The following is a 22,721-nucleotide window of genomic DNA, read 5'->3' on the forward strand; positions in this document are numbered from 1 at the left end:
CACTTAATCGATCGTATAAGTGACAGGAGCAATATGTTAATTGGTTATATGCGGGTGTCAAAAGCGGATGGTTCTCAGACCTGCGACTTGCAGCGCGATGCGCTGTTGGCGGCAGGCGTCGATTTCCGGCACCTTTATGAAGATCAGGCTTCCGGCAGACGTGACGACCGTCCAGGCTTGGTGGCTTGCCTCAAGGCTTTGCGCGAAGGCGATACCCTGCTGGTGTGGAAACTGGATCGCTTGGGTCGTGATTTACATCATTTAATCAACATGGTCCATGATTTGGCGGGCCAAGGCGTCGGCCTCAAGGTATTGACCGGACATGGCGCTGCTATCGATACGACCACTGCGGCCGGCAAGCTGGTGTTCGGCATCTTCGCAGCCCTATCCGAGTTTGAGCGAGAGCTGATCTCCGAGCGAACGGTAGCCGGCTTAGCCTCGGCTCGCGCACGTGGCCGGAAAGGCGGACGACCATTCAAGATGACAGCCGCCAAGCTGCGGTTGGCCATGGCGGCCATGGGCCAGCCGGAGACGACCGTCGGGGCTCTTTGTAAAGAATTGGGTATTACCCGGCAGACGTTGTACCGACACGTTTCACCGAAAGGAGAACTACGTCCAGATGGTGTGAAACTGTTATCTCATGGCTAAAACCATCGATGGTGACTTCCTTCACTGGCAGCCTCCTGTTATTATTGAATAATTGTTAGGCCATGGCATGGAGTGCGAGCGGTGAACTATGGATTACGAACTTAGGCCCGCGACATCTGATGATTACGCCTACTGTTACCGCCTCACTAAAAGGAACATGCAGAATTTGTTCTGTAAACACTGGGGAGGCTGGGTTTCAGCAGAGTTCCGTAAAGGATTCGTGGTTGAAAACATAGCCATGGTGATCATTGCTGGTAAACGAGCGGGTTATCTCAATATTATAAGAGAACCCTCATTCATTTATATAGACAACATCCAGCTATCTCCCGCTTGGCAGAATCAAGGGATTGGCACCAGTCTTTTGAATCGTCTACTTGATACTCACTCAGGAATCAGCATTCGCCTGACAACCTTTGAAGACAACCCTGCCAAGCGGCTATATGAGCGAATGGGATTTGTCGTTTTGGCAAGAAATGACATGACCATTAAAATGGAAAAAACAGCCCGACAAAGCGATATACCAGAGCCGCAACACGGTCCAGTGACTTTTGACGTTGGATATTTATAAATGTCCAGGATCTGCGTCATATTTGATTTGGACGGTACGCTCGTCGATAGCGAGGGACTTTGCAATCAAGCGTTTCTCGATCTGCTTCCGCAGTTGAACGAGACAGTGGCGTCAGTGACCCAACGGTACCGGGGCAAAAAATTGGCTCAAATTCTTGCCGATCTTGAACGCCGTCTTTGCCGGAAATTGCCTGATGCTTTTGAACAACAGTATCGCCAACGTGTTGCGGAACTCTTTTCTTACGAGCTGAAACCGATGCCCGGCGTTTTTGAAATGCTTGATATCATGAATTTTCCTAAGTGCATCGCCTCAAGCGGGCCGCCTTTAAAAATCCGCCAGGCGCTGCAAGTCAGCGGCCTCGCACCTTATTTTGGCAATAACCTCTTCAGTTCGTATGAAGTGAGTTCCTGGAAGCCTGAGCCTGGGTTATTCCAATACGCCGCCAAGGCAATGGGCTTTGTGCCTAGCCAATGCGTGGTGATAGAAGATAGTGAAGTGGGGATTGAGGCTGCCGCAGCAGCCGGCATGAGAGCATTCCAGTATGTGCGAAATGGCGAAACCTCCTCCTGGAGAGCCGGAGAGGCAGTGCTATTTGACGATATGTTGCAGCTGCCTCAATTGCTCACTCATACCCAACTTATTGATCCAAAGGACGCGGGTTGATGGGGCTGCGTCGCGCATGGCGGCGTCATCTGAATTAGGTCCCATTTGCGAGCTAAATCAACATAAGATGGGCTGAATATTGCGAAACAAGGGATTAGGTCTATAGTCAATGGCATGGTGCCGCTTCTGCACTTGAGCGGGACACTGCATTGATGCGTATCTCTTTTTTATTTTTAACATTAGGCATGGAGGCAACAATGCATCCGCGACACATCGCGCTGGCCGTCTTGGTGGTGGCCATTTGGGGATTTAATTTCGTCGTCATCAAAGTGGGTCTTAAAGAGCTACCGCCCATTCTGCTTTGCGCGCTCAGGTTCTTTCTCGCCGCTTTTCCGGCGGTCTTTTTTATCAAACGCCCCACCATACCTTTCCGTAATGTTATAGCCTTCGGACTGGTGATGTTCGTGTTTCAGTTCGCGCTGCTGTTTTCCGGCATGTATGCCGGAACAACGGCCGGCATGGCGTCTTTAATGCTTCAGGTTCATGTGTTTTTCACGGTCGCACTGGCTGTCGTATTTCTGGCTGAACAGCCATCTGTCTGGCAGATCATCGGCGCCTTGACGGCATTTTCGGGCATTGGGCTGGTTGCCATCCATACAGGCGGCGAAATCTCGGCACTGGGCCTGATTTTAATCGTTGCTGCCGCTGCCTCATGGGGCATAGGAAACCTGATTGCCAAGAAGCTCGGTAAAGTCGATATGCTGGCACTGGTAGTTTGGGGAAGCCTCATTGCTTGGCCGCCGCTTTTGCTGCTGTCGTATCTACTGGAGCAAGGTAGCTGGAGCTTTGAAGACTTGGCTCATCTTTCATGGCCTACTATCGGGGCAGTCGGCTATATCGTCTATCTGTCAACTTTGCTGGGGTTTGCCGTGTGGAGTTGGCTGCTGAGCCACTATCCCGCGGCGACAGTGGCGCCGTTTACTTTGCTGGTGCCGGTGTTCGGATTCACGAGTTCAGCGCTGGCCTTGGGAGAGCCGCTCTATCCGTGGAAGCTAGCCGCCGCCGTGCTGATCATTGCAGGGCTGTGTATCAATTTGACTGGCGCTCGCATCGCCATGCGCATCCGCCCGGCATGAAGTACTGCTGACAGGTAGTAAAAGTAAAATACATTCAGAGCTTCAGAGAAAGGGATTATTGGCATCATGAAGAACACAACTTTCCTCTTAATGATAATAGGATTAATTTCTGCATTTTTTTTTAGTTCCACTTTTATTTTAAATCGTGCGATGGCTGTAGAAGGAGGGCATTGGTTCTGGTCTGCTTCGCTTAGATATTCGTATATGCTATTGTTCTTAAGTTTAACATTAATTTTGACAAAAGGTTTTTTATATTTAAAGAACCTAGTTTCAGAGTTTTTGAAGAATTACGCCTTTTGGATCTTATCAGGAAGTATAGGGTTTGGTTGTTTCTATGCCCTTCTTTGTTTTTCTGCAGCTACTTCTCCAGGATGGGTGGTTGCTGCTACTTGGCAGCTAACTATCGTTGCATCACTCTTTATTTTGACAGCCTTTGGGAAAAAAATATCTAAACTCACATGGCTGTTTTCCATAATTATTTTAACTGGCGTTTCATTAGTTAATTTAAGCCAATTTGAACCTTCAAACGTTGAAAAATTATTGTTCAATGTTCTTTGTATCGTTATTGCTGCCTTTTGTTATCCTCTTGGAAATCAACTTGTTTGGGAAGCAACAAATAATAGAAGTGGTTTACCCAAGATAAGTTCGGCCATTGCCGATAACGCTTTTGCAAAAGTGTCCTTAATGTCATTAGGTAGCTTTCCATTCTGGATTATTTTGTTTTTCTGTCTTGACGTGAGTGTACCCAGTGAAGGACAACTGATAAATGTTGCAATCGTTGCCATATTATCTGGTGTACTTGCCACGCCAATATTCTTATATGCTAGGAATAAAGCAGATACTCCAAGGAAATTAGCAGCTGTTGATGCAAGTCAGTCAGGGGAAGTAATTTTTGCTTTGGGCGGAGAAGTTTTATTTTTAGGCACGGCTTATCCTAATATGGTTGGTATTACAGGTTTATTGCTAACAATTTTGGGGTTAAGCGCTATGGTGTATTTCGACCGTCCAGTGAAAAACAATTCCTAGCCTGGCTGTATTAGTCCTACATACAATCCCGCTTTTGGCTAGCGGGTTTTTCTACCACATCATCAGACCACTCAAAGGAGTTGAACGTTATGCGTAAATCGATAGCCCTGCTTGGCGAATATACACCGACATTTCCACCCCATGCTTCAACCGATGCGGCCATCAAGCATGCTCGAAACTTTTTGGATATAGACATAACGGCGGAATGGGTTTCAACGGAAGACATTGACCAAAGCCTGTTCGATCGCTACTCGGGCATATGGGTGGCGCCTGGCAGTCCGTACAAGAACATGGAGAAGACTCTATGGGCCATTCGCTATGCGCGGGAAAACAAGATTCCCTGCTTCGGCACTTGTGGCGGGTTTCAGCATATCGTGATTGAGTACGCCCGTAACCTCCTGGGCTTCAAGGAGGCGCAGCATGCCGAGTACGACCCATACGCCTCAAGCCTGTTCATTTCGCAATTGGCTTGTTCACTCGCTGGCCGTGAGATGCAGCTTAGTTTTGTACCGGAATCTCAAGTGAACGTAATTTACGGCAATTTGTCGGCGAAAGAGCGGTACTACTGCAATTTCGGCGTCAATCCGGATTGCATCCCTCTATTGAAGCAAGGGCCGATGATTATCTCTGGCTCAGATGCTGAGGGTGAAGTGCGCGTCATTGAACATCCGAATCACCCCTTTTTCATTGGCACATTGTTTGTACCGCAGGAGCGCTCTATACCTGAACAGCCGCATCCGCTGATTACAGCTTTCTTAGCGGCTGTAGTGAGTTATGCAGTTTAACATCCCTAGCGTTCAACATTAGCCATCAAAGACCCATGATCACTTGCTACTTACGTTACATCATTGACCCCTACAAGCTTAAAGAGTTTGAGCATTACGGAAAGCTGTGGATTTCTCTCGTGGAAAAGTTCGGCGGAAAACATCATGGCTATTTTATGCCTTCGGAAGGTGCGAACAATGTTGCGCTGGCTCTGTTTACCTTTCCGAGTTTTGCACGCTATGAGGAATACCGAGCCCAATCGCTCCAGGACTCGGCGTGCCAAGCTGCGTTCGAATACGCCGAACAGACAGGTTGTATCCTGAGTTATGACCGTAGCTTCTTCCGTCCTGTTTTTGAATGAGCTCAAACGCTATGCGCCAATCTGACCGTTCGCATCGCCTTACACATCCGTTCGACATTACGATGTACTTCATCCATTAGTTCATCGAAGAACCAACGTTTGACATCACTAGAAGACTGAATCATGTTTGATATCCAGAACTATGCGAGCTTTATCGCAGCAATTTTTATTTTTCAGCTGATTCCTGGACCAGGCACACTGGCGATTCTCACGGCCACGGCACGCCACGGTATCGGAGCAGGATTCGGTGCCGTTATGGATACCTTGCTCGGTGATTTCATATACATGAGCGGAGCAGTTCTCGGCCTGGCCGCTGTGATGCATGCGCTCCCGCTTGTGTTCGAGGCACTGCAAGGGTTTGGCGCTGCTTATTTGGGCTGGCTGGGCATTCAGTTACTCAGGTCGCCTGCTACCAGCGTAGCGAGCACGCCCGCACAGAAAAAGAGCGGCTGGCGCTATTTTCAGCAGGCCCTCCTGGTCAGCCTCACCAATCCCAAAGTTATTCTGTTCTTCCTGGCCTTCTTCCCGCTGTTCCTGCGTGCGGATGCCTCGTCTATTACACTTGGTGTCCTGATGGCGCATGTTACGCTCATCAGCTTTTTGTATCAGGCAGTCCTCGTGCTCGTTGGCAACGCATTGGTTCGTAAGCTGTCGCCATTGCCATCGGTGCGTAAAATCGCGACTCGGCTTGCGGGCGTAGCGCTCATTGGTTTTGGCGTAAAACTGGCGGCAAATAACCGATGAAGTCCATCCCATCCCTTATTCCACTAAATAAGCCGTTGAAGTCGGCATTAAACATCTCATTCTTATGGTTAGAAATATTGAAATCAAAGCTCGAATTGAAAGTGTCGAATCACTGCAGCCGGTGGCAGCGGAAATCGCTGATGAAGGACCCATCGAAATAACCCAAGATGATACGTTTTTTGCTTGTCCCAACGGCCGGCTGAAACTTCGCGCTTTCTCTGAACATGATGGCCAGCTGATTTTCTATCAACGCCCAGACAGCGCAGGTCCTAAGGAATCTTTCTATGTCATCTCGCCGATCTCTTCCCCTGATACACTCCGTCAGGCGTTGTCGCTGGCCTATGGCGAGATTGGGCGTGTGCGTAAACACTGCACCTTATTCTTGGCAGGGCGAACGCGAATCCATTTGGATAAAGTGGACGAATTGGGAGACTTTCTAGAACTGGAAGTCGTCCTGGCTGAAGGCGAACCTAACGAAGCCGGTGTATCAGTGGCTCATGAATTGCTGGAAAAGCTAGGTATCTCCCCGCATCAGCTGGTAGAAGAGGCTTATGTGGATCTACTGGCAAAATTGCCCAATAAACCGATCCTTTCACCGATTTCTGCCGGCAGGTGAGTTGAAGCGCTAAATACTATAAAGAGACATCATGAATTCCGCCATCAAAATAACTATCGGGGCCGAGGCAGAGGCAACTACAGTAGTAACAAAGGAGCTAACCGTGCGCCACTTCCATGCAAACATGCCGGAGGTCTATGCGACTCCCTGCATGATCCACTTGATGGAAATCGCGGCAAGTAACGCCGTCCAGCCTTACCTGTCGGCCGGCTGGGTCTCTGTTGGCGTCGACGTCAATATACGTCACTTGGCGCCTACGCCAGTTGGCCGCACCGTCACCGCATATGCTAGAGTTACCAAAGTCACGCACAAGCTAATTGAGTTCGAGGTGCTGGCGCACGACGGCAAAAATCTAATTGGGAAAGGTTCACATTCCCGTGTACCAGTCAACCTTGCGCGCTTCGAACAAACCCTTTCAGGTCTCTCTGTATAAACGTAGCATATAATCCTATGGCCAAACGGAACTGTGCGAAAAGCCATGCAGCTCAGTTAGCCTCACATTAGTCACTATAAAGGGAATATCAAGCCATGTTCACACCTAGAGTCGGAGTTGGAGTGCTCGTCATTGAGAATGGACGCGTACTACTTGGAAAACGAAAAGGATCACACGGCGCCGGAACGTGGTCTGCGCCCGGTGGTCATCTTGAGTATGGGGAGTCGATCGAGAATTGTGCTGAACGCGAAGTGCTGGAAGAAACCGGCCTTAGAATCCGCGAACTTCAGCATGGCCCATTCACAAACACTGTATTTGAAGCCGAGCAGAAACACTATGTGACTGTCTTCGTGCTGGCAAAACGAGAATCAGGAGTGGTCGAAACGAAAGAGCCGGAAAAGTGTGAAGGCTGGGAATGGTTCGATTGGTCCAATCTACCCGAACCGCTGTTTCTGCCGCTGGAAGCATTACGCCATCAAGGCTTCATTTTGTCGGATGACTCTTGATCCCAGGCAATCAATGTCAGTAATAGAAAGGGTCAAAATTATGAGTCCAAACATCCGTCAAGCCAGTCTCCAAGACTTTGCCCATCTCCAGGCGCTCATTTCCAAATCGGCCCGAATACTTCAGGCGCAATATTATAAACAGTCAGAAATTGAAACGGCGTTGGAGTTAGTGTGTGGCATAGAAGAACTGATCATCTCTGGCAATTTCCTTGTGGCTAAGCACGAAAAGAGGATCATCGGTTGCGGCGGTTGGGCGATTGATGTCTCTGAGCCTCAAAAAGCTGAACTCAGGAGCTTTTTTGTGCATCCTGATTTTGCTCGAAAAGGTGTGGCCACACAGCTCTTTACAGCATGCGAAAATGAATGTTTGCATAGAAGAATTGAAACTTTATACCTGACAGCCACGCTTTCTGGAGAACCTTTTTACAAAAAGTGTGGTTTCTCTGAAATTGAGCGATTCAAGCAAAATTTGTCGAATGGAGAGACCTTTGAATTGGTCAAAATGATCAAAGTAATATCAGGCTGTAAGGCATACTAATAGCGCAATAGGCTAAGTTTTCCGCACTAAACCTATATCTCCTTGTTCTTCATTCAGAAGTTGATCTTTAATTTTTAAATTTAATTTCCAGAGAGCCATTTTCCGTGATAAAGCCCACTACTGAAAATGACTGAAGAAATGAACAAGGTTTTACGGATTGAAGTGAGTCTGAAAGGGCAAAACCGTAAGTTTCTGTTCAAATGCCCCCGCTGGTCCAATGCCCTGTTTTTGCCGTTCCCGGCGCTGTTCATAGTCCCGCCGGGCAATGGCGGCCAGCATATCCAACAGCATGTCATTGATGGCGCCAAACATCCGGGCATCGAACTCGTTGAGTGTCGGAGACAGATGCTGCCAAGTGGTGGGTACGTTCACCGCCACGATACGAACCTCGCGCTTACGGATAAGGCCTTTTAATCGTTCCCATTCGGCGCTGGCCAAGCGCGAAAGCCGGTCGATATCTTCCACCAGCAACACATCACTGGGCCGGCTATCCTCCAATAACCGGAATAATTCCGGACGCTTCAAGTGAGCGCCGGACTCGTTTTCAGCATAGTAATTACAAATCACCACGCCGTGTTCGTGTGCAAAACGATCCAGGGAAGCGCGTGCCCGTTGGGCGTCCTGTTCATGGGTGGAGGCTCGAAGATAAGCGCGGATAAAATGGGTCATGAGTACTCAGGGTTATTTAGCCGAACCGGTCTGGTTAGGGTTGAGCTTTTATGGAATAGAGTACCGTTTTTCACCGGTTCGATAAAGGGTTACCTTATTCGAACTGGAACAGGATGCCGGATTGCGATAAACTAAGCCAAATGAACTAAGCTAAATCAGGAGGGCATGATGCGGACCTACAACATTCACGATGCTAAAACTCAGCTATCCCGACTGGTGGAGCAAGCCGCCAAGGGCGAGCCGTTTGTCATTGCCAAGGCCGGCAAGCCGATGGTCAAGGTGATCGCGCTCCATGCGCCGGAGCCTGATCAGATCAAGCGGTTCGGTTTTATGGCGGGCCAAATCCAGGTACCGGATGATTTCGACCGGATGGGCGAAGCGGACATCGTGCAGCTATTTGAGGATGGCGAATGAAGCTGCTGCTGGACACCCATCTGCTGCTGTGGGCGGCGGAAGGTTTTGACTCTCTGCCGCCGGCCGCCCAGCCGCTGATGAGCGCCCCTGAAAATGAGCTGTTCTTCAGCGTCGCCAGCCTGTGGGAAGTCGTGATCAAATGCGGCTTAGGCCGCGAAGATTTCCAGGTCGATCCGCACCTGCTGCGGCGCGGCCTGCTGGACAACGGCTACAGCGAACTGCCGATCCTCAGTGAGCATGCGGTAGCCGTCGGCATCTTGCCGCCGATCCATAAAGATCCCTTTGACCGCCTGCTGGTCGCCCAGGCCACTGTCGAGGGCATAACGCTGCTGACGGCCGACGCACGCGTGGCCGAATACCCAGGTCCGGTGCAACTCGTCTGACGAATGGCCGCCAAAAACAAGCAGCTGACCGTACTATCGGAAGCTGAGCAGTACGGCCCTTCGCCAGCATCACGCCGGTCAGCCCATGGCTCGCGGCGCTCGTTTGGGCCAAAGGGGTCTTCGTCAGGCCATAGCGCCTTTCGCAACGGCCGCTGGCCGAATGCCCGGAGGCCACCTTGCCGAAGCGGTTGCGGCCGTACCTGTTGATCTACGATGCGGACGGCAAACCGACTGGCTTGCAGGCCGGCCGCTACGAATTTTGGCTGTACCGTCAGATCAGAAAGCGTCTGAAGTTACCTGGACAACAGTTTGCAACACCGCCACTTCACCGACGAACTGGTATCCACGGAGGAAAAGGCCGATCTGCTCGCCCAGATGGACATCCCATTCCTACGCAAGCCGATCACTATCCAGCTCGACGCGCTGACGAATGAGCTGCGCGAGCAATGGCTGGCGTTCAACCGCGAACTAAAACAGGGCAAACTGACGCACCTGGCGTACGACAAGCACACTCAGACACTGACTTGGCGCAGGCCAAAGGTTGAGAAACACAAGGCGAGCGAGCAGGCATTCTATGAAAAATTGCCATTTTGCGCTGTCGCCGATGTGTTCCGTTTCGTCAACAGTCAATGCCAGTTTCTGTCTGCCCTGACACCGTTGCAACCGCGTTATGCGAAAAAGGTGGCAGACTCCGATAGCTTGATGGCGGTCATCATCGCCCAGGCAATGAACCACGGCAATAAGGTCATGGCTCGCACCAGCGATATCCCGTACCACGTGGTGGAGACAAGCTATCAACAATACCTGCGCCAAGCATCGCTCCAGGCCGCCAATGACCGCATCAGCAATGCTATCGCGGCACTGCCGATCTTCCCGCATTACGCATTTGACCTGGATGCCCTGTACGGCGCCGTCGATGGTTAAAAACTCGGTGTTGAGCGTCCCACCGTGAAGGCACGCCATTCGCGGAAATATTTCGGACGCGGCAAAGGCGTGGTCGCCTACACGCTGTTGTGCAACCACGTGCCGCTCCATGGCTACCTTATAGGTGCCCATGAGTACGAAGGCCACCATGTGTTCGATGTCTGGTATCGCAACACAGCCGATATCGTGCTGACCACGATTGCCGGCGACATGCATAGCGTCAACAAGGCCAATTTCGCAATCCTGCACTGGTTCGGCTTGCGTTTTGAGCCGCGCTTCACCGATCTGGAAAAGCAATTGCAAGCGCTGTATTGCGCCGACAACTCGGCGCTGTACACGAGAAGTGCTGGATCAAACCGGTCGACCAGATCGACATAGAAGCCATTGCCAACGAAAAACCGAACATCGATCAGATTGTCGCCACACTAGGCCTGAAGGAAATGACCCAGGGTACGTTGATCCGCAAGCTGCGCACCTACACGGCGCCGAATCCGACATGGCGGGCGATCTTCGAATTCGACAAGCTGGTCCGCAGCATCTACACGCTACGCTACCTGCGTGACCCGCAACTGGAGCGCAATGTTCACCGCTCGCAGAACCGGATCGAATCCTATCACCAGCTACGCTCAGCCATCTCCAAGGTCGGCGGTAAGAAGGAACTGACCGGCAGGACCGACATCGAAATCGAGATCAGTAACCAATGCGCGCGGCTGATTGCCAATGCGATCAGCTACTACAACTCGGCGATAATGTCGAGGCTGTTGATCCGGTACGAAGCGAGCGCTAACACCAAGGCTATAGCGTTGATCACGCAGATCTCGCCGACAGCGTGGCGGCACATCCTGCTGAATGGACACTATACCTTCCAAAGCGACGGCAAATTGCTCGACCTGGATGCGCTGGTGGAAGGGCTGGAATTGGGGTGATGGAAATTTCTGGGGTTCCGGCTTATAACCCCAAAAAGGTAAAATTAGTAAAAACTAAAGATATCCTCGCCGGTATTTTCTTAAAGTTGAGATAAGGGAACCCTTTCGTTTTTCTGCGATATCGGAGAAGAATTTCCGTTTCCTTATACCGGCAATCTCCCTAAACCCCAAATTTATTGATAGCTCATCGTAAAAGTCGCTGCTGCATTGACAGTTCCCGCTGTTAAGTCTCCGTTTCGATAGTATTGGACTATCAGCGGAATATTGCTGGTGCTTGCCGAGGAGTCGACCAGCCATTGGTTGGTGTTGCCAGCCGCCGCCGAATCCGGCCCAAAAGACACGGGATTGCCGTCATTTTTAAGAATCCGCAACTTGACTCCTTGCGCAGTTGAAGAGGGATTCAATGACAACAGCGATGTTGTATTACCAGGGGTCGTAGCATCGGTTAACGTCACATAGACATTAGCGCCGCTCTGGCAACTCAGGCCAATATTAAATCGTGTATCGCCATTGGTTTGCCCCAATGAACTTAGCGATGTAGTGGAAACCGTTGGCAAGGTCACGCTGACCGATGGGGTCGTCACGCTGCACGTAACCGGCGAGACGGTAATGTTACCGGTAGTGAGATTATCCGTCTGGTTCCAAGCGAGATTCAGGCCAAGACAGCTTAACAGCGGATTGAGGAGCCCTGTTTTATAATTTATTTGCACAAAAGAGGTGCTGGACGCAACAGACCCCGGGGCGATCTGCCCGGTCACGACCAGATGGGCATTGATACCAGGCAAGGGCCCTGAACCAGTATTAAAGAAAGTGTCGATAAACAGTCCATTGTTCGTATTCGTTATTAATGTGGAGTTAAAATAAAAACTGATCCCCAGGCCGTTAATCCCTGTAGGGTATACGCCTGATGAAACCTCGGTGCCGACCACAGTAACGGTCTGCCTAATGGTACAAGCATAAATGCCCAATAGATTAGGCAAGTTGCTTATGGAAATACCGGATGTTGCCGTGGCAAGCGTGCTCCCGACCGCCTCGTCCCTAGGCGGCGAGTAAGGTCCCGCCGGAGAAAAATTGAGCGTGGCTGGCGAATAACTGACCACCGGAGCAGCCTTGCACAAAGTGGTCATGACACACAAGCCCAACAACGCTTGTAATAACCCTCCGGCCAGTTTATAGCCGCACATTAAAATTTTCATCGCACTATACCTTCTGTTGCCGACTTCAGAGTCGCTGGTTTGGCCGGTCATTGTTTTGCATGGATAAGGCATCCCTGATATTGCATACTGCCTCAATTTTTAGGAATGGACCTTCATCCATGCTCTTCGGTGGCAGTTGATATTCGAAGTCACACTGTTGATCGCTGGCATCTCCCCACTTTGCGGTTAAGATGCCTGAGTCAGCAATGCCACGCAGAAAAATACGGCCATCCTGTCCCGCCAAGCCAACCTCGTGGCCTTCGGCATCGAGTACGCTGGCGCCGAAAGGCACCGGCGAGCGGTCGGCCAGGTAAGCCGTGACCATTACCGCCCGTCCGCTGACGGTGGCAAAACTTATCATCGCCACCGTATCGGAGCGGGGCGTAATCTGCTGGCTAGTGGTTTTAAATTCCACATCGGATGGAACGCCATCCGGATCAATGCTGACGGTGTTCATACGGTAGGGCGACAGGAAAGGCAAGACCGCGTAACCACGACCATCAATGCGTGTACCGATACTGTTGGTGACCCGGGCGCCCTCGGCGCCGGGCGCTTCGACGATGCCAATTGTGTCGCCCATTTGGTTCGCCAGCGTTACCCCTCCCGGATGAAGGACCATGCCGCCTGTAGCTCCCAAAGATTGTTGCGAATATTCGGACCCTTCGCTGAAACTCGCCGAAAGCGTCGTGTAAGGGCTACGGTATCCCCCAGCTAGGCCGAAAACAGCTTTCCCATCATCGGTCTGGCTAGACGATGCGGTATAACTTAGTTCGTTGTTCTCGCCCCCCGTACCGCTGATGATCTCTTGCGCGGTACGGCGAGTTACACCGCCCACGTCGTTTTGAGTAAAATTTGTCATCAGCCTGGGCGCCTGTGGGCTACTACCCAACGGCAAGGAGACACCGACCAGCAGCTGATTGTCAACGCCGCCGGTAGCTCCATCCAATTGGCGGGTCACCGAAATATTATAATTCGGAGTGATACCTGCAAAAGTGAAAAAATTATTGTAGCCCGCTTGGAACTGCGTGGCTGTACCGGATTGGCTCCAATAATCCACGATGGATCCGGTCAGGAAAAGAGTGCCCCAATTCCCAAAATTCTGGTTGATATTGAGTTGTAATTTACTGCGCTGGTGACTGATCGTCAGCGGATCGGCACCGGCGGCCACCAACTCGCGGCCGGCCAGCGCCTCGTGAAACGACCAATAACCCTCTGACGAATAGCGGTAGGCAGCTAATGTTAAGTAAGTGCGGGTATAAGAGACCAGCTTGCTGTAACTGACGCGCAGACTTTGGCCGCTAGTCGCCGGTGCACCCGAAATATCCGCTTCGGCGTGGGTCAGGTCGACTGCTATCGCTCCCAATGGCATATTAAACCCCGCCCCCACCAGCCCTGCCTTATAGTTGGAGGCGATAATGCCGCCCACATAACCCGTCAGCAAATTATTAAAACCATATTGTAACGTCGCCTGGCCGAATTTCTCGCCGTTGTGGGTCTGTGTCTCGCGGACTTCGCCAATCGTGGCGTTGTAACGCCAGATTCCCGGACGCAGCAATTGGGTAACGTAAGCATAAGGGACGGTAAAATTCTGTTGGCTGCCGTCTGCTTCATATACAGTGACCAGCAAGTCACCGCCATAGCCGGTAGCATAAATGTCATTGATTTCAAAAGGCCCTGGCGCCACGGTGGTATCCAATATGATATTGCCATTTTGGCTGATCTGTACGCGCGCACGGGTTTTGGCGATACCCCGCACTACCGGAGCGTAATTGCGTTGCGAATCAGGCCGCATGCGGTCATCGGTCCCCAGTGAAACACCACGAAAACCAATACTGTCGAACATCGCGCCATCCGTGAAACTGTCACCCAGGCTTAGGCGGCTGGTCAGCGAAGGCAGGTCGCGCAACACATAGGTGGCAATGTTTTGGTAAGTCGAAGACCCATCCGATTGCAGATTTATGGACGAGCGCTGTCGCAAGTGCCAATTCTCGAAATTTAAGCCACCGGTCAGGCCGAGATAGGCATTGGAGGTCGTCGAAAATGCGCTCGCGTTGCGGAAGGCATTCAGGTTGTAGGCCAGCGTCGCGGAAGTCACGCCGCTATCCCATAATTCCGGGCTGACATAGCCGCGCGGGGTGCGCAGCAGCGCCGCCTGGGGCACGCTCAGGTCAAGGCGTAATGAAGATTGATCAAATGACACATGGGCATCCTTGACCAATACGGCTAGGTCGGCGCAGCTGCCAGCCTGAACTTTGAGCAATTCGGAGCGAGCCGAATCTGATAGCTTCTCAAAATCCAAGCCGATTTTTTCAAGCACTGTCCGTTCGATACAAGGCAGGGCCATGTCGCTATCTGGCTGGGCAACAAAACGTACCGAGGCCCGGCCCACCCATTTGTCATTCACGTGCAAATCAACGATATAATCGCCCGGCATTACGGGATTGCCACGCTGAAACCGGGAAATGTCCACTTGCTGGGCGCTACCGCCGCGCAAAAATGCGGGGTTGAACTCCACCTCGGCAAACTTTTCCGGTTCGGCGTCTGCGGAGCCCGCCATGATTAGGATCAAAAGGGTTAGCGCCTTGAAAAATAAACCGGTCCAGGCGAAAATTGGCGTAAAGTTTTGTGATTCGATATCTGGGTATTTAATTACGATCGCGTTGATTAACCGCACCATAAATTTTCACGATTTTTCAATTTTTGGTGTTATGCCAGCGGTCCATTGCTGTATCGGTCAATAGCTGCTTCAACGCGCAGTGGGCACTTTAAACGTCGCTTCTGCAATTCCGCCATAATCATTGATAAAGCTGTAATCCACCCGCAACAACCCGGCCGGTTCAACGTCCTGTTTAGGTAGGCCAAACGTCCGGCTAGCAAAAGGCCCCACCATATCCGCTTTGAGGTTGAGAGCGCCCCCCCCTACGATGGCTGTCACCTGGGCAAACGAGACATGATACGGGGTTGGGTTGGTAACCTCCAGCGCGGTTTGCCCATCCTTAGCCACCAGCTTCCAGGTCAACTGCGCAGGCGCGTCAGCGGCCGTACCGGGCAGGTTGTCCGGACGAAAAAACACCTTGATGCGGTGTTTGAATGCGAATTCCAGCTTGTTAGGCTTATCGGTGTCTGCCGGCGCGCGCGGGGGGATATCCAGCACGTTCAACCAGAACAGTGACTCCCGGTCGACTGGCAGAGGTTCCTGGGTATAGAACAGACGCAGACTCTGGCCCTTGGTGGGATCGAGGCGGAACAACGGCGGCGTCAGCAAAAATGGAACCTTGTCCTCGCCTGGTTTGGACTGAGGGTTACCTGCATCGAGCCAGACCTGCACCAACGATGGAGTTTCCCCATTATTGTGAACATTGATGCTGACTTCCCGTTTTTGTCCGGGATAGACCACCCGGGTGCCGTCGATAACCACGCCGGCTATGGCCGGTGAAATTAGGCCAAGCGATGCCACCCAGGCGTTAAAAGCGAATGTAAAAAAAAACGTCAATCGTGCCAGCATTATGGAGTCGTATCGGGGTGTTTCAAAAAATGCTATAGGCGCAGACCTTACAGTACTGCGCCTGATAGGAACATCAACCAAGCCTATGTGCTAAAAGAGCGTACCAGTGGACTACAAATCTGGTCAGTTATAGACCAGTGAGTAAGTTACATTAGAACTATAAGCTCCGGCAGTTGTTGCATCAAGCGCATAGTATTGCGCGACATAATTGAGGGTACCGCTACCGGCGCCTAATAATATATCTGTCACTTTTACTTGATCAGTCACGCCCGGTTTAATTTGGGTGGCCAGGTTATTTTCCGGGAAAAGCTGAACTACGACATTACCTGCGCCGCCACCGGTCAGATTGATTAAATCACCTGTGGCGGGATCAACGCCGGCCCCTGACTCAAAGAAGGCATTGACCGTAGTCTTGCCATCGGCGGCACTACAGCCGGTTAAATCCAGTGTAAAATGGGTTGCACCTGCCGTCTTTCCTGCGCTGTCCAAGATAGAGGTAGATATCGTGGGCAGGGTTACAATGCCGGTCCCGGATGCCCCGCCATTAAGCACAACCGTACAGGTCGAATCGGTCAAAGCCCCATTAAAAGTAATCGTCCCGTCCGACGCTTGGGCCAAACCCGGTTGCGCCAATGCCGAAACCAAGCCCACCCCAGACATCATCAATTTAAATTTGTTTTTCATTTCTATCCCTAATAATAAGCTATTGAAATACAAGTTAACTACAAGAAATATAAAAACCAACATCACCCTACTGACAAGACACGTCGTAGTTTTATGTCAAATTAGGTTTACACCTCTATGCCCTGCTTGTAAGTCAAACAGGCACAAGCTGGATTTTAGCATGTTTTTCCTAAATCCGTTTTGGCTATATATCTCCTTATTTAAACCCTTGAATTTGAGGTTCAGAATCCCCGCCTAGGACGGATGATCCCCTTACCTCAGCTATGCAATGAAGTTTTAATTTTTTTCAAGATGCTAATGCCATAGATAGCTTATTTATTGGCCTCCAGCCAAGACTGTAGAAAAAATATTCAAACTTCAAGGGGCAGGAGCAATAGACAACGCCAAATGCTTTGAAACGGTTCGCACCCTGCGCTGGCCGGATAAAGTGTCTTGCCCCATTGCGGTTCTTTAGTCGCTGGTCTTGCAACGGCACTTGGGTGCGTTTGCATCATTTATTGCGCTCACGGTTGCAGGAGCGATGCGGTCGCCATATAAACACCCGACAGCCGGTTGCCTGGACAGCCAAAGCGTCAAATATCAACTATTAGGGGGGCAAAAAACTGAGGAAAATTTGGGTGATCAAGGTTACAGCGGTCGATTGGCGGATTGGGTCGCAGAACGCTTCAATCAAGTTACTGGAAAGACAGTTGAGAGAATTGCTTTTTCAATAAAAAGCCTATGATATAATATGTTTTATATTTTTAGCAATATAGCCACTTGTCTTCCGAAGCGCATTTCTGGGCAGGCGCATGTTGCAAAAGCTAATGTTTCAAGCCGTAAAGATTGTCGTTGCGCTAACAATATAGTTGGCCGGAGCTGACCGGTTTAGCCTCATCAAAGCCATTTTATGTGCGATATCGTACAGATGCTGTCTGAGGACTCGGTTATAGTCAAACATTCAGGACTTACGCAGTTTGTCTGTTCACCCGCCGAGACAAGCGGTTTTAAAATCTGTGGGGCGGCTACCAACAGTAGGTGCTTTAGGCGAAGCCGCCTCCACAGGCTTGCGTAAGTCCTGACATTAAGGAATATTGGCAGCGGTGCCGGGAAAGCATAAAGAGAATATTTTTATCGCGCCGGAACTGGCTTATGGTTCAGCTTGAAGAACGCACGACGTTATACACAGATCGACCTTAACAGTTATTCCTTACCTTCCAATCGGAGATGCTGCATGCAACGCTCTGCCATCTTTCACCTGATCGCTTGTCTGCTTTTACTGACTTTAAACGCCTGTGGTGATGTCGCGACGTTACCCGAACAGGCCGGCATCGGCCCTCATCCGAAGTTGCCGCCGCCCAACCCGACACTAATACCCACTGTCAATATCGCGCCTGCCAAAGGTTGGCCAGCAGATGCCAAGCCTAAGGCTTCCCCTGGGCTTGCAGTGAGCGCCTTCGCCACCGGCTTAAATCATCCGCGCTGGCTCTATGTGCTCCCTAACAACGATGTGCTGGTCGCCGAAGCCAGTGCTCCGCCCAAACCTGAAGGCGACAAAGGCATTAGAGGCTGGCTCATGAAGTGGTTTATGGATCGTGCGGGAGCAACTCCACCGAGTGCTAACCGCATCACGCTATTGCGCGATGCCAATGGTGACGGCACCGTCGAAACGCGTACAATCTTCCTGCAAGGACTGAACTCACCTTTTGGCATGACGCTCGTCGGCAATGATTTTTATGTCGCCGATACTGATAAACTGATGCGTTTCCCTTATCGTGCCGGTGAAACGCAGATCACTGGTACCGGCGTCAAGGTGATCGATTTGCCGGCAGATCCCATCAACCATCACTGGACCAAAAATGTAATTGCCAGCCGCGATGGTTCAAAACTGTATGTCACGGTCGGCTCGAACAGCAATGTCGGCGAGAACGGCATGGAAAACGAGGCCAACCGCGCCGCTATCTGGGAAGTTGACCCGGCAACAGGACAGTGGCGCATCTTTGCCTCGGGCTTGCGCAATCCGAACGGTATGGATTGGGAGCCGCGGAGCGGCGCGCTCTGGACAGTCGTCAATGAACGCGATGAAATCGGCAGTGATCTGGTGCCTGACTATATGACTTCGGTAAAAGAGGGCTCATTTTATGGATGGCCTTATAGCTATTACGGTCAGCATGTCGATTCGCGGGTGAAGCCGCCTCGGCCTGATCTGGTGGCTAAAGCCATTGTGCCGGATTATGCCTTGGGTGCACACACAGCCTCGCTCGGGCTTGTCTTCTATAAGGGCGATTTATTGCCGAAACGCTTTAAGGGCGGTGCATTTATTGGTCAGCACGGCTCCTGGAACCGTGAACCGCGGAGCGGCTATAAAGTGATTTTTGTGCCATTTGTCGACGGGCGGCCTACCCTGCCACCAGAGAATGTACTTGTCGGCTTTGTCAGCGCGGACGGTGATGCTCTGGGCCGCCCGGTTGGCGTGGCGGTTGACCGATCGGGGGCGCTTCTTGTCGCCGATGACGTCGGCAACACTATTTGGCGGGTGACTCCCGCTACGAAATAGGCGTTCTACTGTAAACCATCAAGATCAGTGTCCCCTAGCTTGTATAGAAAATCAATGCGCAATCATAATGAAGGATTAATTCAGCTGATTTATACTGAAACATCACCAGTCGGCAGCAACAGCATCCACCGCCATGTCCAATACTGCACCGCCAGCTCACCCGGAAACCTCTCCGCATATTGAAAAACTGCTGGACTCAGCCAACTCCGCATCACAATCGGTAGCCGCCCTTCATATCGCATTTATAGCATTCGCCGCCTATCTCGGCGTCATCGTCTGGGGCACCACGCATGAAGACATGCTGCGCATCAGCCCGATCAAACTGCCGATTCTGGATGTGGAAGTACCGCTGACCACCTTTTACGCCTTTGCCCCGTGGATGCTGGTCCTGCTGCACTTCAACCTGCTCATGCAATTGGAACTGCTTTCCAATAAACTCTGGAATCTGGACCGCGATCTGCCTGATACGCCTGCCGGGCATCAAATACGCGACCGCCTGTTCATCTTCCCTTTCACCCATCTTATCGTCGGACGCTCCAATGTCTGGCTAATCAACTGGCTGCTGTCGCTGGTCGTTGGCACTACTATCATTGCCCTGCCCTTATTCATATTGCTGGCTGCGCAAATCCGCTTTCTGCCGTTCCACGACGAAGGCATCACTTGGTCTCAGCGCCTCTCGGTCTGGACCGATGCAGGCATGCTGCTCGCCCTGTGGCCGCTGATTGCTTCGCCCCAGGACAGGGCGCGGGAATGGTGGCAGAATTTTGCCTTCAATCTCGTGGGCTATTGGCCGGCATGGCTTCGGCATTTGGGTATCCTCGGATGGAATCGGCTGGCGCGGTCGATCCAGCGGCGCTGGCCGAACCGGCACTTCCGGGAAATCCCTCCCCGGCCCGTGCAGCCGCCCGGCGTTGAGCCAAAGGGCATGGTGATATTGATGATCTCAGTGCCGCTCATCATTCTGCTCAGTATTGTCGCGGTAGTTCCCGGCAGCATTACCGTACAGACCTATTATTTCCCGCCGAATGACGAGTCCCAACCGGAGGACACTCCTTATTATCTCGAAGACTGGCTGATCCGGAGAATGCCGGAGTCATGGCTGAGCGTTGCCGCCCATAAATACGGCACCGTCTCCTGCACATCTTTAGCCGAGGCTGCCAAGACCGATGCCACGATGCTTCAGGTAGTGCTGGGTCCTTGCTCATGGTTCAATTTAGACCTTTTTACGCGCAATCTCGACCTCAGAGAAGCCCGGCTTGTGCCCAAAGAAGTTTCCCTGTCGCTGCTGACGCGGGCAACAGACCCGAACAAGCAGATTCGCGATGCAGCCTTCAAGGAATTCGACGGGCTTAACCTGCAAAATCGCGATCTGCGCTTTGCCAATTTGTACGGAGCCATGCTGCCCAAAGCCGATATTCGGCATGTCCAGTTGCAGGGCGCAGTCCTGCTGAAAGCCAAGCTTCAGGGCGTGATCGGCTGGGACAAGACGCAGTTGCAGGGCGCCATCCTGGGTGGAACGCAGCTGCAAGGCGCGGGATTGATCGAGGCGAACCTGCAGGGCGCGGATCTGCGCGGCGCGGATCTCCAGGGCGCCGACCTGAGTTGGGCGATTCTGCAGAGCGTCGATCTGCGCGGCGCGAACCTGCAGGCCGTGGATCTGCGCGGCGCGAAGCTGCAGGGTGCCGACCTGCGCGGCGCGAAGCTGCAGGGCACCATCCTGCGCAAGGCGAATCTGCAAGCCGCCAACATGGTCTTTGCGAATCTGCAGGGTGCGGATTTAACCCTGGCGGAACTACAGGGCGCAGAATTGCGGGAAGCGCGACTGCAAGGGGCTGACTGGTCGAAAGCCAATCTCGACGGCATCTATATTTCCGACAGCGCATGGTCGGACTGGAATGAGCAGCAACAGCACCGGTTGGAAACAGCCTTCAAGCAGTTACTGGACGCCGAGAAATTCAGCGCCTTCCAGACCCGTATGGAGCGCGCCGGCACGCGTTTGTCGCCAGGCAAAGCGGCCAGCCGAAAAAATTGCTACAGCGATAATCCAACCTTGCTGGACTGCAAATACAGTAAACCGGCGCAACTGAATGCTTATCGAACCCATGTGCTGCACCCGAAGCTGATCGGACTGGCTTGTTCCGATGCTTCGATTGCCGTAGGCATCGCAAGGCGGGGCATGGATGACTTCACCGAGAATGATCCCGATTTTGGCCTGGCGGCCGCCTTGATCCGGGCAATGGACGCTGAAAAACCTTGCGAGGGCTTGGCTGCGATGCCGGAACAATTACGCCTGGAATTACGGCATACAGTGAAACAACAGAAGAATGCGGCCAAGCCCGGATGACGCAGTACCGGCAAATCTCATGCCGGGCTTTTCAAAGCACTGTTCAATTAGTCGGCTTAGAGAATTTACGTTTAAAAATCCGTTATTTATTGATCAGTTTGGGCAAGGGTATAAAATATGAAACTCCACTAAGCCCTCTATTCAAATCAGGAAAAATTAAATAATGAAGCATTCTCTATCATTTTCGAAGGTGATCGGCGCTGTCGCACTTATTAGCGCTTTTGCGCCGGCTACCGCCGGCGCAGCCCCGGTTTATTGGACAGACTGGGTATCGGCAAGCGCCGGCAACAGCGGATCAGCCTCAGGCATCATTACGCTGGCGGACTCGTCTACTGTCAATGTTGCCTACAGCGGCGGGTTATATTCCGCGCAAATCTCAGGCGGCGCAAATTACTGGTCGCCTAATGCCTACACCAGTGCAACAGTGGATAACGCACCAGATTCCTTGAACACCGATATCCTCCGCCTGGGCCAAGGCACCCCGATGAACACAATTACGTTCTCAACGCCGGTAACCAATCCAATCATGGCCGTCGTCAGCTTTAACGGCCCAAGCTGGACTTTTGATGCGCCGTTCACAGTCCTGAGTTCCGGCTGCGGCTATTGGGGCTGCGATACGCTGAACAGCGGAAACGGCAATATACTGTCTTCAACTCATTTAGGCGAAGGACACGGCACCCTCCAATTCCTGGGCACTTTCAGCTCTATTTCATGGGCTGAGAACGGCTCCGAGAACTGGAGAGGGATCACTGTCGGCGTCAGCGACGTAAGCCCTGTCCCTGTCCCTGCAGCAGCATGGCTGTTCGGCTCGGCTTTGGCCGGCCTGGGCTTTATAGGAAAACGCCGGTCTGATCGGGTATCTGTCTAACTCATCGCCCCTGCCCGGCCCACACCTGCAGAGCGCTGTTTTTCACGCTCTGGTTTGGGCCGGATGCGTAAACGCGCATCGCTCGCGCTCAAGGCAACTATCTCACCGGCCTATCTGGCTTGGGCGTTCAAGCATCAGCCCGAATTGGCAGGCCTCAGCGCCAAACGAGGCACTAGAGTTGACCGCCGTATTTTTAAAGGTTTAAAAATACCAATAGTTCGGACACTTTTATGCGGCAATCGTCCCGTAGTCACTGAATTCGTCAAATAGTTGGGCTATTTTTTCGCAATCTCTGCTCAGGCCTAACTTGTCGAAAAGTCGTAACAGC

23 protein-coding genes and 1 pseudogene are annotated in these 22,721 nt (G+C 51.8%); 19 read left to right on the forward strand and 5 right to left on the reverse strand.

Translation table 11 applies throughout. From position 1 onward, the window contains the following. The first annotated feature begins 33 nt into the window (after positions 1-33). The 12 genes from V2P20_RS06750 to V2P20_RS06805 all read left to right on the forward strand — a co-directional run bounded on the left by V2P20_RS06750 (position 34) and on the right by V2P20_RS06805 (position 7,944). Positions 34-648, forward strand: a complete 615-nt coding sequence (locus tag V2P20_RS06750; protein WP_331817382.1) for a recombinase family protein — start codon at positions 34-36, stop codon at positions 646-648. Between the two features lie 88 nt (positions 649-736). After that, positions 737-1,216, forward strand: coding sequence for a GNAT family N-acetyltransferase (locus V2P20_RS06755; protein ID WP_331817384.1), 480 nt, complete (start codon positions 737-739; stop codon positions 1,214-1,216). Next, positions 1,217-1,879 (forward strand): HAD-IA family hydrolase, encoded by a 663-nt coding sequence (locus V2P20_RS06760; RefSeq protein WP_331817386.1) that lies wholly within the window; start codon positions 1,217-1,219, stop codon positions 1,877-1,879. It begins immediately after the preceding gene. 197 nt (positions 1,880-2,076) lie between these two features. After that, positions 2,077-2,955, forward strand: a complete 879-nt coding sequence (locus tag V2P20_RS06765; protein ID WP_331817388.1) for an EamA family transporter — start codon at positions 2,077-2,079, stop codon at positions 2,953-2,955. A gap of 66 nt (positions 2,956-3,021) precedes the next feature. Beyond that, on the forward strand, positions 3,022-3,981 hold the full coding sequence (locus V2P20_RS06770; protein ID WP_331817390.1) for a multidrug resistance efflux transporter family protein: 960 nt from the start codon (positions 3,022-3,024) through the stop codon (positions 3,979-3,981). Positions 3,982-4,070: 89 nt separating this feature from the next. After that, a complete protein-coding gene (locus V2P20_RS06775) occupies positions 4,071-4,766 on the forward strand; it encodes a CTP synthase (RefSeq protein WP_331817392.1) in 696 nt (231 codons plus the stop codon). A 35-nt stretch (positions 4,767-4,801) separates the two neighbouring features. Next, the gene (locus V2P20_RS06780; RefSeq protein WP_331817394.1) at positions 4,802-5,107 is read left to right on the forward strand and encodes an NIPSNAP family protein; all 306 of its coding nucleotides are present in this window, start codon (positions 4,802-4,804) and stop codon (positions 5,105-5,107) included. Positions 5,108-5,230: 123 nt separating this feature from the next. Beyond that, a complete protein-coding gene (locus V2P20_RS06785; protein WP_331817395.1) occupies positions 5,231-5,851 on the forward strand; it encodes a LysE family translocator in 621 nt (206 codons plus the stop codon). Between the two features lie 64 nt (positions 5,852-5,915). Next, the gene (locus V2P20_RS06790) at positions 5,916-6,467 is read left to right on the forward strand and encodes a class IV adenylate cyclase (RefSeq protein WP_331817396.1); all 552 of its coding nucleotides are present in this window, start codon (positions 5,916-5,918) and stop codon (positions 6,465-6,467) included. A 31-nt stretch (positions 6,468-6,498) separates the two neighbouring features. Continuing rightward, positions 6,499-6,900 carry a thioesterase family protein gene (locus V2P20_RS06795; RefSeq protein ID WP_331817397.1) on the forward strand — a complete coding sequence of 134 codons (402 nt, stop codon included), beginning with the start codon at positions 6,499-6,501 and terminating at the stop codon, positions 6,898-6,900. Positions 6,901-6,995: 95 nt separating this feature from the next. Next, positions 6,996-7,406 (forward strand): NUDIX hydrolase, encoded by a 411-nt coding sequence (locus tag V2P20_RS06800; RefSeq protein ID WP_331817398.1) that lies wholly within the window; start codon positions 6,996-6,998, stop codon positions 7,404-7,406. Between the two features lie 13 nt (positions 7,407-7,419). Next, positions 7,420-7,944: a GNAT family N-acetyltransferase gene (locus V2P20_RS06805; RefSeq protein ID WP_331817399.1), complete on the forward strand. Its 525-nt coding sequence runs from the start codon at positions 7,420-7,422 to the stop codon at positions 7,942-7,944. A gap of 150 nt (positions 7,945-8,094) precedes the next feature. On the opposite strand, the gene V2P20_RS06810 is transcribed toward V2P20_RS06805, so the two are convergent. Beyond that, the gene (locus tag V2P20_RS06810; RefSeq protein WP_331817400.1) at positions 8,095-8,613 is read right to left on the reverse strand and encodes a recombinase family protein; all 519 of its coding nucleotides are present in this window, start codon (positions 8,611-8,613) and stop codon (positions 8,095-8,097) included. 165 nt (positions 8,614-8,778) lie between these two features. Between V2P20_RS06810 and V2P20_RS06815 the strand changes: the two genes are divergently transcribed. The 3 genes and pseudogenes from V2P20_RS06815 to V2P20_RS06825 form a co-directional block, all read left to right on the forward strand. Next, positions 8,779-9,027: a type II toxin-antitoxin system prevent-host-death family antitoxin gene (locus V2P20_RS06815; RefSeq protein ID WP_331817402.1), complete on the forward strand. Its 249-nt coding sequence runs from the start codon at positions 8,779-8,781 to the stop codon at positions 9,025-9,027. Next, complete coding sequence (locus V2P20_RS06820) at positions 9,024-9,410, forward strand: type II toxin-antitoxin system VapC family toxin (protein WP_331817404.1); 387 nt, start codon at positions 9,024-9,026, stop codon at positions 9,408-9,410. The genes V2P20_RS06815 and V2P20_RS06820 overlap by 4 nt, the downstream gene beginning before the upstream one ends. A gap of 74 nt (positions 9,411-9,484) precedes the next feature. Continuing rightward, positions 9,485-11,260 (forward strand): annotated as a pseudogene (locus V2P20_RS06825) (Tn3 family transposase); the annotation flags it as partial. Positions 11,261-11,433: 173 nt separating this feature from the next. On the opposite strand, the gene V2P20_RS06830 reads toward V2P20_RS06825, so the two are convergent. From V2P20_RS06830 to V2P20_RS06845, 4 genes are all read right to left on the reverse strand, one after another. Then, positions 11,434-12,456, reverse strand: coding sequence for a fimbrial protein (locus V2P20_RS06830; RefSeq protein WP_331817406.1), 1,023 nt, complete (start codon positions 12,454-12,456; stop codon positions 11,434-11,436). Positions 12,457-12,481: 25 nt separating this feature from the next. Next, the gene (locus tag V2P20_RS06835) at positions 12,482-15,133 is read right to left on the reverse strand and encodes a fimbria/pilus outer membrane usher protein (protein WP_331817408.1); all 2,652 of its coding nucleotides are present in this window, start codon (positions 15,131-15,133) and stop codon (positions 12,482-12,484) included. Positions 15,134-15,202: 69 nt separating this feature from the next. Beyond that, positions 15,203-15,961, reverse strand: coding sequence for a fimbria/pilus periplasmic chaperone (locus tag V2P20_RS06840; protein ID WP_331817410.1), 759 nt, complete (start codon positions 15,959-15,961; stop codon positions 15,203-15,205). 123 nt (positions 15,962-16,084) lie between these two features. Next, complete coding sequence (locus tag V2P20_RS06845; RefSeq protein ID WP_331817412.1) at positions 16,085-16,645, reverse strand: fimbrial protein; 561 nt, start codon at positions 16,643-16,645, stop codon at positions 16,085-16,087. A gap of 475 nt (positions 16,646-17,120) precedes the next feature. Here V2P20_RS06845 and V2P20_RS06850 point away from each other — a divergent pair, with 475 nt between their 5' ends. From V2P20_RS06850 to V2P20_RS06865, 4 genes are all read left to right on the forward strand, one after another. Continuing rightward, positions 17,121-17,369 (forward strand): hypothetical protein, encoded by a 249-nt coding sequence (locus V2P20_RS06850; RefSeq protein WP_331817414.1) that lies wholly within the window; start codon positions 17,121-17,123, stop codon positions 17,367-17,369. A gap of 489 nt (positions 17,370-17,858) precedes the next feature. After that, the gene (locus tag V2P20_RS06855; protein ID WP_331817416.1) at positions 17,859-19,181 is read left to right on the forward strand and encodes a sorbosone dehydrogenase family protein; all 1,323 of its coding nucleotides are present in this window, start codon (positions 17,859-17,861) and stop codon (positions 19,179-19,181) included. A gap of 133 nt (positions 19,182-19,314) precedes the next feature. Further along, positions 19,315-21,525 carry a pentapeptide repeat-containing protein gene (locus tag V2P20_RS06860; RefSeq protein WP_331817418.1) on the forward strand — a complete coding sequence of 737 codons (2,211 nt, stop codon included), beginning with the start codon at positions 19,315-19,317 and terminating at the stop codon, positions 21,523-21,525. A 163-nt stretch (positions 21,526-21,688) separates the two neighbouring features. Further along, positions 21,689-22,393 (forward strand): VPLPA-CTERM sorting domain-containing protein, encoded by a 705-nt coding sequence (locus V2P20_RS06865; protein ID WP_331817420.1) that lies wholly within the window; start codon positions 21,689-21,691, stop codon positions 22,391-22,393. The last annotated feature ends 328 nt before the right edge of the window (positions 22,394-22,721 follow it).

The sequence above is a fragment of the Methylobacter sp. Wu1 genome (assembly GCF_036553575.1).
In the GTDB taxonomy this organism is placed as follows: Bacteria; Pseudomonadota; Gammaproteobacteria; order Methylococcales; family Methylomonadaceae; genus Methylobacter.

Coding starts and splice junctions, on each gene's coding strand:
- V2P20_RS06865 (WP_331817420.1), top strand. CDS start 21,689: ATGAAGCATTCTCTATCATTTTCGAAGGTGATCGGCGCTGTCGCACTT.
- V2P20_RS06790 (WP_331817396.1), top strand. CDS start 5,916: ATGGTTAGAAATATTGAAATCAAAGCTCGAATTGAAAGTGTCGAATCA.
- V2P20_RS06845 (WP_331817412.1), bottom strand. CDS start 16,645: ATGAAAAACAAATTTAAATTGATGATGTCTGGGGTGGGCTTGGTTTCG.
- V2P20_RS06810 (WP_331817400.1), bottom strand. CDS start 8,613: ATGACCCATTTTATCCGCGCTTATCTTCGAGCCTCCACCCATGAACAG.
- V2P20_RS06805 (WP_331817399.1), top strand. CDS start 7,420: ATGTCAGTAATAGAAAGGGTCAAAATTATGAGTCCAAACATCCGTCAA.
- V2P20_RS06815 (WP_331817402.1), top strand. CDS start 8,779: ATGATGCGGACCTACAACATTCACGATGCTAAAACTCAGCTATCCCGA.
- V2P20_RS06800 (WP_331817398.1), top strand. CDS start 6,996: ATGTTCACACCTAGAGTCGGAGTTGGAGTGCTCGTCATTGAGAATGGA.
- V2P20_RS06765 (WP_331817388.1), top strand. CDS start 2,077: ATGCATCCGCGACACATCGCGCTGGCCGTCTTGGTGGTGGCCATTTGG.
- V2P20_RS06835 (WP_331817408.1), bottom strand. CDS start 15,133: ATGGTGCGGTTAATCAACGCGATCGTAATTAAATACCCAGATATCGAA.
- V2P20_RS06780 (WP_331817394.1), top strand. CDS start 4,802: ATGATCACTTGCTACTTACGTTACATCATTGACCCCTACAAGCTTAAA.
- V2P20_RS06770 (WP_331817390.1), top strand. CDS start 3,022: ATGAAGAACACAACTTTCCTCTTAATGATAATAGGATTAATTTCTGCA.
- V2P20_RS06840 (WP_331817410.1), bottom strand. CDS start 15,961: ATGCTGGCACGATTGACGTTTTTTTTTACATTCGCTTTTAACGCCTGG.
- V2P20_RS06760 (WP_331817386.1), top strand. CDS start 1,217: ATGTCCAGGATCTGCGTCATATTTGATTTGGACGGTACGCTCGTCGAT.
- V2P20_RS06820 (WP_331817404.1), top strand. CDS start 9,024: ATGAAGCTGCTGCTGGACACCCATCTGCTGCTGTGGGCGGCGGAAGGT.
- V2P20_RS06785 (WP_331817395.1), top strand. CDS start 5,231: ATGTTTGATATCCAGAACTATGCGAGCTTTATCGCAGCAATTTTTATT.
- V2P20_RS06855 (WP_331817416.1), top strand. CDS start 17,859: ATGCAACGCTCTGCCATCTTTCACCTGATCGCTTGTCTGCTTTTACTG.
- V2P20_RS06755 (WP_331817384.1), top strand. CDS start 737: ATGGATTACGAACTTAGGCCCGCGACATCTGATGATTACGCCTACTGT.
- V2P20_RS06775 (WP_331817392.1), top strand. CDS start 4,071: ATGCGTAAATCGATAGCCCTGCTTGGCGAATATACACCGACATTTCCA.
- V2P20_RS06860 (WP_331817418.1), top strand. CDS start 19,315: ATGTCCAATACTGCACCGCCAGCTCACCCGGAAACCTCTCCGCATATT.
- V2P20_RS06795 (WP_331817397.1), top strand. CDS start 6,499: ATGAATTCCGCCATCAAAATAACTATCGGGGCCGAGGCAGAGGCAACT.
- V2P20_RS06750 (WP_331817382.1), top strand. CDS start 34: ATGTTAATTGGTTATATGCGGGTGTCAAAAGCGGATGGTTCTCAGACC.
- V2P20_RS06830 (WP_331817406.1), bottom strand. CDS start 12,456: ATGAAAATTTTAATGTGCGGCTATAAACTGGCCGGAGGGTTATTACAA.